Origin of the sequence: Bacteroides sp. 1001302B_160321_D4, from assembly GCF_015667765.1 — a bacterium.
GTDB classification, from domain to species: domain Bacteria; phylum Bacteroidota; class Bacteroidia; order Bacteroidales; family Bacteroidaceae; genus Bacteroides; species Bacteroides xylanisolvens.
Window position 1 is genome coordinate 219,120 of the sequence record NZ_JADPLO010000002.1, and the last position, 15,245, is coordinate 234,364.

Here is a 15,245-nt window from a genome sequence, read left to right on the forward strand (position 1 = left end):
ATATGGATATGAAAAGACAGATAATGGTATTATTTATGGGGTTGGCATTATTTTCTTCTTGTTATGATGCAATGAATGAAGTTCCTTTGGAAAGAATGCCGCCTGAGATAGCCTTTAAAGATAGTTTGAAGGTCGAGATGTTTGTGAATGAGTTATATGTTGGCTTGAATACGGGAATAGGAGGATATAATAGTTTTGGTGGTGGCTCTGCTAATCAAAACAGTTTCTTTGATTGTGTGACGGATTTGGGGGTACTTTCGCCAAGGGGAACGAATACTGCTGTTAATTCGTTTACACGTGCTACATTCCATTCAGGGTCAGGAGGAAATACAGATAGTCGCTGGGCGCAGGTTTATCAGTATATACGTAAAACAAATCTTGTATTGGAATATATTCATTATTGTGATAATCTGTCTGAATCTAAAATGGCGCAATATATTGGTGAGGCGAAGTTACATAAAGCATTGTTGCATTATGAGATGTTGAAGCGATATGGAGGCATTACTATTATGGATGATCTTTTTGAAGGAGGAAATATAGAGTTGCCTCGTAATACATTCGAGGAATGTGTAGAGTATATTGTTCATTTGTGTGAAGAAGCAGCGGGTGGACTTCCTTTACGTTACCCAGATAATGATTATGGACGTTTGACAAAAGGAGCGGCTTTAGGTTTAAAAGCGAAGGTTTTACTTTATGCGGCTAGTCCCTTGTTTAACGAAAATCCGATAGCAGGAACGAATGAGATACAACGCTATGCATCGGCTGATAATACTCGTTGGGATCGTGCAGCAAAGGCAGCACTTGATGTAATAAATCTGAAGATGCCGGACGGTAGTCCGGTTTACGAACTTTTTCCTTCTTATGAACGTCTTTTCTTTACTCGTGAGGAGAACCGTGAATTTATGATTATGAGAATGCAAGGAATGACAAATAATGTTGAAGTACGTAATGGACCGGCTGGCTATCCTGGAGCGACTGGAAATACAAGTCTGACGCAAGAGTTTATTGATATGTTTGAATTGACGAGTGGTAAACTTCCTAAAGATGATACAAATTACGATCCGCAAAAACCATGGGAAAATCGATGTAAACGATTCTATGCTTCTGTTCTTTATAATGGAGCTTTTTGGTGGGATAGAGAAGTTGAAACTTTTGTAGGCGGAAAAGATTATACAGCGTTAAGCTCTACAGCGAAAGGCTGTGTAACTGGTTATACGTTACGTAAGCACTTAGACCCGGAAGTTCGCATCTCTGGTGTGCAGAAGAAGACGTATCATGATTTTCCTTTATTGCGTTTTGCGGAGATATTATTGACTTATGCGGAGGCGGCGAATGAATATAATGGAATGTCTGATGATGATTTAGTCGATGATGATATGGTTTATTCTTGTGTCAATAGACTACGTGAACGGGCTGGCTTACCTATGATAGAAGATAAAACTAAAGGAGAGATGCGTGAAATCATTCATCGGGAACGTACTGTTGAACTTGCTTTTGAATGTGTGCGTTATTTTGATTTGCGGCGATGGAGAGAAGCAGAAAGAGTTTTGAATCGTCCTGTGCATGGTGTACAAATTACTAAGGATGTGGAAACTGGAGACTTTGTTTATAGTGATCCGATAGAAGTTGAGGAACGTATATTCCCTGAAAGGTGTTATTATTATCCGATACCTCAAAGTGAATTAAATAAGAATGCGGCTTTAACTAAGAATCCCGGTTGGTAACTCAGTGTTGTAAGATCAAATGAAAAATGAATTTATGAAGAAAATTTTATTAACCTTAATAGTCGTAATAGCGGGAGGTATATTCAATTCGCTATGTGCTCAATCATTTACAGTTACCGGTACAGTTGTTGATATGAATGATGAAACAATGCCGGGGGTAAATATTGTAGAGCAAGGGGTGCCTACTAATGGTGCTATTAGTGATGTAAATGGTAATTTTAAAATTACTGTTGCAAGTGCTAAAAGTATTCTGGTATTTTCTTTCATTGGCTATGAGAATCAGGAATTAGTAGTTGGTAAACAACGCAAACTTGATGTGAAAATGCTAGAATCTGGTGTAAGCCTGGAAGAAGTGGTAGTAGTAGGTTATGGCTCACAAAAAAAGGCTTCTGTTGTTGGAGCTATTTCTACAGCTGATGCCAAAGAATTACAAAGTACGGGTACCACAAACTTGACACAAGCTATCGGTGGAAGAATTGCTGGAGTTATCTCACGTTCGCCGGGAGGACGTCCGGGTGACGATGATGCGTCAGTGTATATTCGTGGAATTGCCAGTTATAATTCGGGCACGTCCTCACCATTAGTATTAGTAGATGGAGTTGAACGTGATTATTCACAAATCGATCCTGAAGATATTGAGAGTTTTTCCGTATTGAAAGATGCTTCTGCTACGGCTGTCTTTGGAGTGCGTGGAGCAAATGGCGTGATTCTGATTACGACTAAACGTGGTGAGACAAGTAAGCCGGTAGTTGATTTGAGAGCATCATTCACAATGAATACTCCTATTAATTTGCCAGAAAAATTAGGGGCTTACGATTTTGCCCGTTTGAAAAATGAAGCATTGATGAATGTCGGTGAAGTGCCAGAGTACAGCCCCTATGATCTTGAAATGTATCGTACGGGTGAAAGTCCTTATACCCATCCGGATAATGATTATATCGGTGATTTATTAAAAGATGTCACAACAAAACAACAGTATAATTTGACAGTACGTGGCGGTACACCTTTTGTCCGATATTATGTGTCAGCCAATTATGTACATGAAAAGGGAATTTATGAGACATTTAATAATGATGATTATGATTCTAATGTGTACTTTAAACGCTATGGTATGCGTACAAATTTGGATTTTAACGTAACGAAAACAACGGTATTTGGCGTCGATCTGTCAGGGAGGTTGGAAGAAAGGCATGATAATGACGCAGAAAAAGGCTTATATGAGAGTATGGTGCGCCTACCGCCCAATTTTTTGAATTATGTGAATCCGAATGGAACTTATGGTGGTAAACTTAATGCAGTTAATCCTTATGCTGCTTTGTCAAAATATGGATATAATCATTCAAAACGTAATGTATTTGAAGCTGTTGTTAAGTTAAATCAGAAATTAGATTTTATAACGAAAGGGCTTTCTGCGAGAGCAATGTTTGGTTTTGTATCCAATATGGCATCACGAAGGGATGTAACAGAACGTCCTGAGTTATGGGAATATACAAAAGATGGACAATATGCAATTGTAAATGAGGAGACACCGCTTAGAATTGATACGTCAGCAGGACCTCATAGAAGGAATATAACAACAGAATTTGCAATTAATTATGACCGAAAATTTGGTTCGCACGCTGTGACCGGGTTATTGGCGTTCAATCAGTTGGCTCAATATAGGGATGAACAGCTTCCTACAGGATACATCAACTATGTGGGACGTATTACTTATGGATATAAAAGCCGGTATTTGGCTGAATTTAACGCTGGTTATAATGGTTCTGTACAGTTTGCAGAAGGTAAACGTTATGGGTTCTTTCCTGCTTTTTCTTTAGGTTGGGTCGTTTCAGAAGAAGGGTTTTGGAATAAAGGAAATAAGATCTTTAATTATATGAAAATACGTGGTGCTTATGGCGAAGTCGGTAATGATAAAATAGGTTCTGATAAGTATTATTATTTACAAACATACCCGTTGTTGACTTCGAATCGCCCTTCATTTGGTTTAACTAATAATCCTGAAAATCGGATTTATGAAGGTAAAGAAGGGAACACAGATGTGACATGGGAACGTGCTCGTAAATTGAATGTTGGTATTGATATGCGTCTTTTTGATAGTAAATTGGCGTTAACTGTAGATGCTTTTACCGAGACTCGAGTAAATATTTTAGATTATGACCGATCGATTTCTACAATTTACGGGATGTTGGGTGCAACTGATTCAAATAAAGGATTTCCACCACAAAATTTAGGAGAGGTACGTAATTCAGGTTTTGAACTAGATGCGTCATTTAATGATAGAGTAGGGAAGTTATCCTATTACGTAAAGGGTAATGTTTCGTTTGCACGAAATAAAATACTAAAAAAAGGAGAAGAGCCACAAACTTATTCTTGGACGTCGGCTATTGGACGTAAAGTGAATCAACGTTTTGGAATGGTTGCAGATGGTTTTTATAATACGCAGGAGGAGATAGATGCTTTGCCTTCTCGGTTTTCCAGTAATTTGAAGTTAGGAGATTTGAAATATCGAGATGTAAATGAAGATGGAGTGATTGATAGCTATGATGTAACTGCTATTGGTAAGACTCGTTTGCCTGAGATTATGTATGGTTTAACGGTGGGGGGTGAATGGAAAGGGATTGATTGGCAAATATTTTTTCAGGGGGCAGCTATCACAGATATGTATGTGAATGGATACGGTTATTGGGAATTTACCAATACGGGGAGTGTCATGAAACATCATCTTGGGAGATGGACTCCAGAGAATAAAGAAAACGCTACTTATCCAAGTTTATCTCCGGCCACTTCAAAACAAAATCATCGATTATCTACGTTTTGGTTAAAGAATGGGAACTATCTACGTCTGAAGAACATGCAGATTGGCTATACATTGCCTTCTGGCTGGACAAAAAAGGCTAAAATAACTTCGGCTCGTATATATGTGAGTGGAACGAATTTGTTGACATTTGCTGGATTTAAAGAATATGATCCGGAATCCAATGATGGAGGAAATACTTCTTATCCTCAGATGAGAAATTATAGTGTGGGATTAAATCTTAAATTTTAAAACCTGTCAGATATGAAATTGAAAATTTATACAATATTAAGCTTAGTTCTTGTCATGATGGCTTTTAGTTCATGCTTGGATGCTTCTTCTTTAATGGACAAGGAAGATGTGGGAGATTTATATGAAAAAGATGTGTTTAAAGATCCTACATATGCTCGTTATTTTGTGAATGATATTTATTATTCGCTTCCAAAGGGGGCTGAGGTTCCTGGTTCATGGAACGGTGCCTATCTTGATTGTGCTACAGACAATGGAGAAGCTCGTAATTTGGAATCGGATGCCCAAAGATTTAATGATGGCAATTGGAATGCTGAAAGTGTGCCGTTAGGAAGCATTTGGTCAAAATATTATGCATCCATTCGTGCTTGTAATAAATTTATAGAGAATTATGATTATATAGAAGAGAGGGATGGTGTAGCAACTCGTATTGATTTGGAGTATTTGCGTGCGCAAGTGATCTTTTTACGTGCATTTTTTTATGCAGAATTACTGAAGCATTTTGGTGGTGTACCTCTTTTGGATAAAACGTTGCATTTTGGGTCGCCAGAGTTGAAAGAAGCTAAGCGTGCAACTTTTGACGATTGTGTGAAATATATATTGAAAGAATGTGATGATGCCATTGCTGTTTTTCGCAGTGTGAATCAGGATTGGGCTAGTAATAATTTTGGGCGCGCGAATGATGGTGTGGCATTAGCTTTGAAAGCTAAGGTATTATCCTTGGCTGCCAGCCCTTTGTTTAATCGCCCCAATGATTATCCGCAATATGATTCTCAAGATCCTAATAAAGATTTGTGGCGTTATTCTGATTATGATAAAGAACGTTGGAAGGACGCAGCCAAAGCGTTAAAAGCTGTGATTGATTTAGGACGCTATGATTTATATAAAAAAACAAATGGAACAAAATCTGCTTATGAAACTTATTTTGTGACACGTAACACTGTTGAAGAATCTATTTTCCCTTTCTTGAAAGGTCCTACAATAGATATATATTATCAGAATTTGCCATTTAATTTTTTGCTTGTACGTGGAAAAGGAGGGCCTGTATGTTATAATTTGCCTACGCAAGATTTGGTAGCAGCTTATGAGATGAAAAATGGCATGTTACCGGAGCAAGAAGGTTCAGGATTTCGTCCGTTACATCCTTTCTCTGGGCGTGATCCTCGCTTAGAGGCTACAATATGGTATGATGAGGCAACTTTTTGCGGCATAGAATTTCAAACCTGGAGACGTGATATTGACTCTGAGAAACCTTGGGGAAAAGATTATATACGCGGATATTCACGCACGGGCTTTTTCTTGAAAAAATTCATGGATAAGGATTTGAATCCTACTGAGAATGTGACGGTACCTAATACTTATCCGATTATTCGTTATGCTGATATTCTATTGCTATATGCTGAAGCTTTGAATGAATATTATGACGATCCTTCTTCAGTACCTGACGATGCTGTTTGTTGGGCCATATCAGAGGTACGTGCTCGTGCCGGAATGCCTGATGTACGTACTACTTTTGCCAATCGTGGCTGGGCTTTAACTCAGGAAAATGTTAGAAATTTGATCCAAAATGAGCGTCGGGTTGAATTTGCTTTTGAGGAATATCGTTTTTGGGATGTGCGGCGTTGGATGATTGGTGGAAACACACAAAAAGTAGTACACGAACAAGATATTATATTGAAAGAGGATGATAAGACGAAAGAATATGGTGTGAAGGAGATAGAAAAGCGTAGTTATGAAGATCGGATGAATTTAATGCCTATTCCGCAGTCTGAGATAAATAAGAATAAAAATCTCATTCAGAATTGGGGTTGGTCACCACGTGTAATAGATTAATTAATTTAAAGAACGAAAGAGTATGAAAAATAAAGTTTTCTTATTTCTGATGTTAACAATAGTGTCTTTGTTGATTAGTGCATGTAAGGAGGAGGAAATAGTAGAGGCTTCTGTACAGGTAACTACACAGGGATTTGCTCGAGTGGGACAAAGTACTGCTTTTGTTAGTGCATATATAACGAAGGGAATTATTCCTGAAAATGCGATGACAGGCTTTTGTTGGAGTGAAACTCCTTCTCCTACAGTAAAGGATAGTAAGGTTGAAGTATCAAGTGATTTAACAGGTAATAGCTATATGTTGCAGATGACAAGACTATCCCCCTCCACAGAATATTATGTGAGAGCATATATTCATGATGGAGGTTATGTTTATTATGGCAATGAACTGAAATTTACGACAAAAGAAATTCCGGGTGACGGTTGGTGTGTAATTGATGATGTAACCGATATAACTCCTACTACTGCAACAGCATTAATGCAAATAGCAGACAACGGTGGCATGGAAATAGTAGAGTATGGCGTGTGTTATAAAGAGACGGATACTGAGTTTGCTCCTCCTGCCATTGATGAGCCCACCATTGATGGGAAGAAAATTGTTGCAGATGCTGGTGGTGCTGCTTTTGATGCGTTTATAGAAAATTTGAGCCAAAATACGAATTATTTGGTTCGTCCTTATTTTAAGACAGAGACAGGTGTGGTATATGGTGAAACAATTTGGTTTAAAACGATGAACTTTATTAAAACCGGAGATGTTTTTCCCGGTTATCAGAGTGCTTATTTATATGGTGAAGTTTTAATGGATGCAGGTTCGCCTACAGTAGAGCGGGGAGTTTGTTGGGGAACAACCCAGAATCCGACCCTTGAAGAAGATGCTTACCAAAAAGTAGAAAAAGGTATCGGGAGCTATTATTCTATTGTCGGTGGCTTGAAAAAGGGAACGACTTATTATGTTCGTGCTTATGCTAAAAATGCAGATGGAGTATTCTATGGTTTACCTGTTGAGTTTACGACTAGGACTGGAAATATACTACCTGGATTAACTATGGATCAAATGGTATTGGTAGAGGCAGGTACATTTATGATGGGGGAACCTAAGACAAATGAGATACCTTCAGCGATAGACGGTACAACATATGGAAAAGAGCCTGTCCATGAAGTTAGTATTACTAAAGATTTTTATATAGGTAAGTATGAGATTACTAATGAACAGTTATGTGTCTTTATGAATGTTTACCAAAGCGCAAGAACGCGCTCAGCAGTAGCGAAGGCTTTATTTAATAGTAAGCGGGCTGCATGGGCTTTTGATGTTTCCGGAACATTGCCAAATCAGGTTCATACGCCTAAAAGTGGAAAAGGGAGAAATCCAGTAGTTAATATTACTTGGGCATGTGCTGAACAATATTGTGAATGGCTTTCTGCCGAATTAGGAGTAAAAGTGCGTCTTCCAAGTGAAGCAGAATGGGAATATGCGGCTCGGGGTGGAAATAAGAGTAATGGATATATTTATAGTGGGAGCAATGTGCAATCTGAAGTTGCAGTATTTACTTCCTCAAAGATAGGTACGAAGCCTGTAGGAAGTTTGGCTCCTAACGAATTGGGTATTTATGATATGACAGGAAATGCGTTTGAATATTGTCGTGATGCTTATGATGCAAATTTTTATATGGATCAAGTAGGAAAAATCACCGAAAACCCTTATAAAACGAATTCGGGAGACCCTGCTATTGTAATTCGTGGGGGAAGTTTTAGGCATGACAAATATTTTAGGGTCTCAGCGCGTGGCAGTGCAAAACATAAAGGAGACTGCGGTGACTATAGTGGTTTTCGTATTGTGATGGAGAAGCTTCCGGATAATATATAAATGGGGGAAGAAGGTACATCACAATCTTCAAATAGATTTTGATAATAGTTTCTTATTGCTTTCCTTTTAGTAATTAAAATTATGAATAGATTATTGTATATAATATTGTTGCCTTTTCTTTTATTGGCAGTAGCTTGCGATGGAGCTGATGATTCACCAAGTAGGGAAGGAAGCTTTCAGACATTAGTTGGTAAAAATTATTTATCAGTGTTACCGGGCACAATTCAGGTTGGAAACTTTGCTGGTACATTTAAACTGAGTATTGCAACAAACTTAGTATGGAGTGCTGTAACTGAAGATGAATGGATTCAATTGCCGGCTCGGTCGGGAGGAAAGGAAGTTTTAACTGTTAATTATGCGGCAAATGATGATGTGACTACTTCCCGTAAAGCTAAAATAACATTTTCAGCCGAAGGTGTGAATGATGTGATAATAGAAATAGTACAAAGTGATAAGACATTTATAAATCCTATAGCTGGCATACCGGATCCATGGATTATACAGCATCAAGGGGCTTATTATGTTTGCAAGGCTCACTATAATGGTATTAATGTCTCAAAATCTGATAAACTAACAAAGATAAATCCAACTAAGGCTATTTGGACTGCACCGAAAGACAATGGGACGATTAAACCATGGAATACTTCACATATATGGGCACCGGAATTGCATTTTATAGATGGAAGTTGGTATGTATATTATGCGGCAGGACGCCCCATAGAAGAGAGTGGAGGGAGTTATAAAATGCAACGTACCGGTGTACTTCGTTCTAAAACAGCTGATCCGTTGGGAGAATATGAAGATATGGGTATGCTTTATACAGGGGATAACTATGTAGCGGGCATAGTGCCTACAGTCGACAATACATGTTATGCGATTGATATGGGTGTTTTAAAGATTGAAAACAAATTATATGCGGTTTGGTCTGGTACTATAAGTAAAGAGACAGGAGGAGACCAACGTATATATATTGCAGAAATGAGTAATCCATGGACAATTTGTTCCAATCGGGTGCAAATATCCCAACCTGATCAGTCGTGGGAACTTGTTTCCGGTAAGGTAAATGAAGGACCGGCATTTTTGCAGCATGATGGTAAAGTTTTTGTCGTGTATTCCTGTAATGGTTCTTGGACGAAAGATTATCGTTTAGCATATCTTATGTTGAACATTGGTGATGATCCGCTGAATCCGTCTAATTGGAAAAAATCTCCGAACGCAGTTTTTTATCGTTGTGATGATACCGTGAACGAGGATGGAGTAAATGGAGTTGGACATTGTAGTTTTACGAAATCCCCAGATGGTACGGAAGATTGGATTGTTTACCATGTAAAGAATCGTAATCATGGAAGCTATGGGACTGGACGTTCTACATTTATGCAGAGATTTACTTGGAATGCGGATGGAACTCCCAATTTTGGTACGCCGGTAGGATGGGGAGAGCCAATAGTCGTTCCTTCTGGAGAATAAAAATAAAAGGATATGAAAGGAAAAATATATTCAACGGTTTTGCTGTTAGGTATTGTGCTGCCGGATATTGTTCAAGCAGATACACTTTCTACTACAAACAAGCCTAACATCTTGATATTTATTGCAGATGATTTAGGATGGGAGGAGGTTGGGGCTTATGGGCATCAGGTGGTGAAGACACCTAATATCGATTGGCTTGCTCAAAACGGTCTCCGTTTTGATAATTTCTTTTTGACTGCAAGCTCTAGTAGTCCCAGTCGCTCTTCGATATTCACGGGAATGTATCCGAGCAGTACGAGAGCGCAGAACCTGCACGATAAATTGCCACCGCAAGCCACTCTTTTTCCTGATTGTCTTCAGGAGAATGGATATTATACAATGCTGGTCGGTAAGAACCATGGTACAAATACTCCAGAGATAGAAAAGCGGTTTGATTATCTAAAGTCAACCGGCAAACCCTGGAAAATGGGGAAATTATGGGTCGACGCCTTGCGCCAACGACCTGCGGCTAAACCATTTTTTATGTTTGCAGCTTCTTTGGATCCCCACCGCCCCTATAAGCAAGGAGAGTATATCGACCCTTATCAACCTTCGGAGGTCGTTGTGCCGCCTTATTTTCCAGACTCTCCGGAAATGCGGGAGGATATAGCTGATTATTATAATGAAGTGTCACGTTTTGACAAGCATATTGGTGAGGTACTTGATTTATTGCGAGAGGAGAAGGAACTGGAAAATACGATAATTATTGTGATGACAGACAACGGAAGACCTTTCCCGCAATGTAAGACACGGGTAAATGTGCAAGGTGTGAAGTCTCCTTTTATAGTCTATTATCCGGCCATTGTAGAAAAAGGAAGTGTGACGGAGAGTTTGGCAAGTGCAGTCGATATCGCCCCTACTCTTCTGGAAATAGGTGGAGCGAAACGTTCGCCGGGCTTGCAGGGAATAAGTTTGCTTCCTATATTGAGGAACCCAGAAACCGAAGTCCGGGAATATGCTTTTGCGGAACACAACTGGCACACCTTCAGGGCTTATGAACGCGCGGTTATGACAAAGGACTTTGTTTATATAAGAAATTGGCTGCCTCACCTGTCCAACCCCTCTGTCGGAGATGCGATGCGTACACCTGCTTATGTTCAGATGCTTGATGATTTTAAAAATGGGAGATTGGCGGAAATATATCAGGACTGCTTCATCGCTCCTCGTTCCGAAGAAGAGCTATATGCGATTAAGAAAGATATCCATTGTTTAAATAACATAGCAGGGAAACGCGCTATGAAAAAAGAACTGAATCGTTTTCGGCTGGTTTTAAAGGTCTGGCAGGAATCGGTAGGGGATATATTTCCCGGTGAACAGCATTTGAAACCGGATGCTGACGACGGACGCTTCTTTCGCCCTCTTGACCGGTAATTTGTATTTATCTTTTCAGTCCAACGATGTGTTGTTTTTAAGATTACGTTGAGAATGAGTGGCGCTGAAAAGAATGAACTAGAGAATAATTTGCATAAATTAGTGCAATAATATGCGGAAATGCAGGCTGGTGTTGTATAAAACTACGTCGGGTATGCGTTTTTTTTATAGCCGGAGCATGCGTTGGTTTAAAACCAATAGGATGTTCCTCGGTGAGGAACGTTTCCTTCCCCACCGATGAGCACCTCGCTCCTCGGTGAGCGAAGTGCAGAAAGCCTGTTTAGACCTTTTTGCTCTCTAGTTTATCAATTATTTAGAGAAGAAGGGAAGTGTGATAATGATACATTATTGAATGATATACTTTCCAACAGGCTTGATATGAAAGAAAGTAGCAGCGAATTGAACGAAAAACTCTTTAATTGATAAAGAGGAGGAATCTCCTACTGGTAAATGCCGGAGTTTTTCTATTCTTTTCTTGTGGGATTTATCATAATCGCCTTTCCTCTCTGTTTAAATATTCCATTTTTAAGAATGGACACTTTTTCAGTGCTATACTGATAAGCTCCGAATCAGATCTTTGTTTTTTATATACATAAATTCTAGGTATTATGAATGAAAGAAAAATTGCATATATATCAGCTTGTTTATTGGGATTGCCGGTGTATACTGCCGCACAGCAGAAGAATGCTCCCAAGAAACCTAATATACTTTTTATTTGTATCGATGATTTACGTCAAGAACTAGGTTGTTATGGCTCGGTAGTGAAAACGCCTAATCTGGATAAATTGGCAGGTCAGGGAAGTTTGTTTTTTCATCATTATGTGCAAGTTCCTACGAGTGGCGCTTCCCGTGCAAGTATGTTAACAGGTAGATTGCCAAGAGATAAGCAGGATTTGTCTAATGAAGCCTGTAAGATTAAACTATCGGGAAGGGAGGAAAGCGAACAGCCGGAAACGATGTTTCATCACTTGAGACGCAATGGCTACTATACGGTAGGGATTGGCAAAGTAAGCCATTATGCTGATGGTTATTTGTATGGCTATGCACGTCCGAAGAGTAATCGTTTGGAATTGCCGTATAGCTGGAATGAAATGCTTTTTAATGCCGGAAAATGGGAGACCGGTTGGAATGCGTTTTTCGGTTATGCAGATGGCAGCAATCGTCAGAGCCTTCATAAACAGGCCTTTCCTTATGAATGTGCGGATGTGCCGGATGAAGGTTATCCTGACGGATTAACAGCAAATTTGGCTGTGATGAAATTGAGAGAACTGTCTGCCAAGAACTCCCCTTTTTGTCTGGCAGTAGGTTTCTTCAAACCGCATCTGCCGTTTACCGCTCCCAAAAAGTATTGGGATTTATATGATGAAGCCTCTATTCCGTTGTCTCCGGCTCCTCACATTCCGGAAGGTACGCACCGGCTGGCCTTGCATAATAGTGACGAGTTTAACGGGTATTTGAAAGGCGATGAGAAAGTGTCATTGGACAAGAGTGCTTCGGATGCTTATGCACGAAAACTGCGGCATGCTTATTTTGCCTGTATTAGCTATGTTGACGCTCAGGTAGGAAAGGTGTTGACCGAACTGGAGCAGTCAGGAGAAGCGGAGAATACAATTGTAATCGTATGGGGAGACCATGGTTGGCATTTGGGCGACCAACGTGTGTGGGGAAAACATACCTTAATGGAATCCTCGTTGCGCAGTACGTTGATAGTGAAAGCTCCCCATGCCCGTAAGGCGATAAAGAATTGTCGTATTGTCAGTTCGGTCGATATCTATCCGACTTTGATGGAACTTTGTGATATACCTGCTCCGGAAGGTTTGGACGGTCATAGTTTTATGAAGTTATTGAACGTTCCTTATGAACGTTCGTGGCAAGAGGCTGCATATAGTTATTTCAATAACGGAATAAGCGTTCGAACGCCAGAGTTTCGGTTGACGCGCTATGGGGAGAATGGGAAATATATTACTGAATTATATGATTACCTTTCGGATGAGTTGGAGAAAAGAAACACATTTGATACCGGCAATAAAAGAATAATCAGGAAACTTATGAATATATGGGAGAAAGGGCAGACTTTATTCAAGTAGGAGAGAAACCCGAAGTTTTCGTAAATATGTCCAAAAACAAGTAAATAAGGCGTATAAAGGCACTTTTTATCAGATGAATTCTACTATTATTTCTTTTATAAGGGTATATTGGGACGTTTTTTCTATTTATTGGGATGTTTATTTTATACCGCCTGGTACGAATACTTTATATCTGCGATAGATGATAATCTTATATGTATAATATGTACTTGCTCAGGAGACGGTGAAAGACGTTATTATAATAATTAATTTTATGACTATGAAGACCTGTTTTTATTTTTCTATTCTACTATTGTGTTCATTGAATATTCACTCGCAACAATATGATGTATCAGAGAGATACTCATACTCGAAGTTGGCGGCAGTAGAGTTCAATAACGTTAAGATTGAAGATGATTTTTGGAATGAACGTATCAAAGTTGTTCAGGAGGTTACTATTCCCTATTTGCTGGATATGGCGGAAAAGCAGGGGAAGGTTGATAACTTCAGAATCGTCGCAGGGAAAAAAGAGGGCAAGTTAAGTATCTTCAATGCCCCTGATTCCGAAATTTATAAGTTGATAGAAGCGGCCGGCTATTCATTTGTTTATAAGAAGAATGAGAAGCTGGAGCAACGCATTGACTCTATTATTGAAGATATAGCTGATGCCCAATCCTCAACCGGATATTTGCATACTCAGTATATGCTTACTTTTGATCATCCTGCCGCTCCCAGCCCGGAGATGAAACAAATTAAGCGTTTTGGGTTTGGCGTAGAAAATCAGTGGAACTCAGTGAATACCAAATGGCCGTTTGCGTATAATCAGTTATATTGCGCCGGACATCTGATGGAAGCCGGAGTTGCATATTATAGGGGGACGGGGAAAGACAAACTGTTGAAAGTGGCTATTAAATTGTCAGACCTGATTTGTACTATTTTCACGGATGACAAGATAAGAAGACATGCGGATCATCCTGAAGTGGAGATCGGCCTGATGAAAATATATGAGGTGACAGGGGATGAGAAATATCTGAATACGGCGAATAAATTATGTCGTTATGTCAGCTTCTCGCGTCCGGTAGACATTAATAGAGAAGAAAACTCAAAACCTCTTCATGAGCAGCGTAAGGCTTACGGACATTGCGTTGAAACGACTTACATGTATACGGGAGCGACGGATGTCTGTCGTGCTACCGGCAAGAAAGATTTGGAGACAGCAATCAATAGTTTGTGGGACGATGTGATTGGTACAAAAATGTATATCCATGGTGGTATCGGGAATGGGACACACGATGAGCAGCATGGGCATAGTTATGATCTGCCGATTTTACCCACTTATAGCGAATGCTGTTCTAATATAGCTCAGGGGCAGTGGAATTACAGGCTCGGCTTGTTTTATGGGAAAACGGAATATGCAGATTTAGTTGAATTGGAAATGTATAATAGTGCGCTTTCCGGAATAAGTCTGGATGGTAAATCTTACTTCTATACAAACAAAATCAATATAGGAAAGGAGAATCGTAAAAGTGCCCATTCGGGGGTGAGACAAAGTTATTTGTTTTGCTGTCCTTCAAAGTTACCGGGTTTCATTACCGGCATTGGTCGTTGGATTTATGCCAAAGACAAGGAGGCATTATACGTGAATCAATTTATAGGAAGTTCGGTTTCAACCTTGATTAACGGACGTAAAGTCTGTTTGAGGCAAACATCTGCATTCCCCTGGAATGGGAATGTCAGTTTTACGTGGGAGTCGTCCGCCGCTGTCAGGGAAAACGCACGAGTTAAAACGCTTTAATAAAGTTGTTTATCAAATTAGTTAGATACTCATCACTCCATCCAGC

8 protein-coding genes are annotated in these 15,245 nt (G+C 39.5%); all 8 read left to right on the forward strand.

Features of this window, described 5'->3' with window-relative positions:
* Window positions 1-8: 8 nt before the first annotated feature.
* The 8 genes from KFO40_RS01685 (at window position 9) to KFO40_RS01720 (ending at window position 15,199) form a co-directional block, all read left to right on the forward strand.
* Window positions 9-1,724 (forward strand): RagB/SusD family nutrient uptake outer membrane protein, encoded by a 1,716-nt coding sequence (locus KFO40_RS01685; RefSeq protein ID WP_049702215.1) that lies wholly within the window; start codon window positions 9-11, stop codon window positions 1,722-1,724.
* A gap of 34 nt (window positions 1,725-1,758) precedes the next feature.
* Window positions 1,759-4,770: a SusC/RagA family TonB-linked outer membrane protein gene (locus tag KFO40_RS01690; RefSeq protein ID WP_049702214.1), complete on the forward strand. Its 3,012-nt coding sequence runs from the start codon at window positions 1,759-1,761 to the stop codon at window positions 4,768-4,770.
* A 12-nt stretch (window positions 4,771-4,782) separates the two neighbouring features.
* Entirely contained in the window at window positions 4,783-6,600 is a 1,818-nt protein-coding gene (locus tag KFO40_RS01695; protein ID WP_074635468.1) for a RagB/SusD family nutrient uptake outer membrane protein, read from the forward strand.
* Window positions 6,601-6,622: 22 nt separating this feature from the next.
* Window positions 6,623-8,461 carry a formylglycine-generating enzyme family protein gene (locus KFO40_RS01700; RefSeq protein WP_083444137.1) on the forward strand — a complete coding sequence of 613 codons (1,839 nt, stop codon included), beginning with the start codon at window positions 6,623-6,625 and terminating at the stop codon, window positions 8,459-8,461.
* Between the two features lie 81 nt (window positions 8,462-8,542).
* Window positions 8,543-9,928 (forward strand): family 43 glycosylhydrolase, encoded by a 1,386-nt coding sequence (locus KFO40_RS01705; protein ID WP_049701355.1) that lies wholly within the window; start codon window positions 8,543-8,545, stop codon window positions 9,926-9,928.
* Between the two features lie 12 nt (window positions 9,929-9,940).
* Window positions 9,941-11,338, forward strand: coding sequence for a sulfatase (locus KFO40_RS01710; RefSeq protein WP_049701354.1), 1,398 nt, complete (start codon window positions 9,941-9,943; stop codon window positions 11,336-11,338).
* A gap of 608 nt (window positions 11,339-11,946) precedes the next feature.
* Entirely contained in the window at window positions 11,947-13,425 is a 1,479-nt protein-coding gene (locus tag KFO40_RS01715; protein WP_049701353.1) for a sulfatase, read from the forward strand.
* Between the two features lie 253 nt (window positions 13,426-13,678).
* Window positions 13,679-15,199 carry a glycoside hydrolase family 127 protein gene (locus KFO40_RS01720; RefSeq protein WP_087322259.1) on the forward strand — a complete coding sequence of 507 codons (1,521 nt, stop codon included), beginning with the start codon at window positions 13,679-13,681 and terminating at the stop codon, window positions 15,197-15,199.
* Window positions 15,200-15,245: the final 46 nt, after the last annotated feature.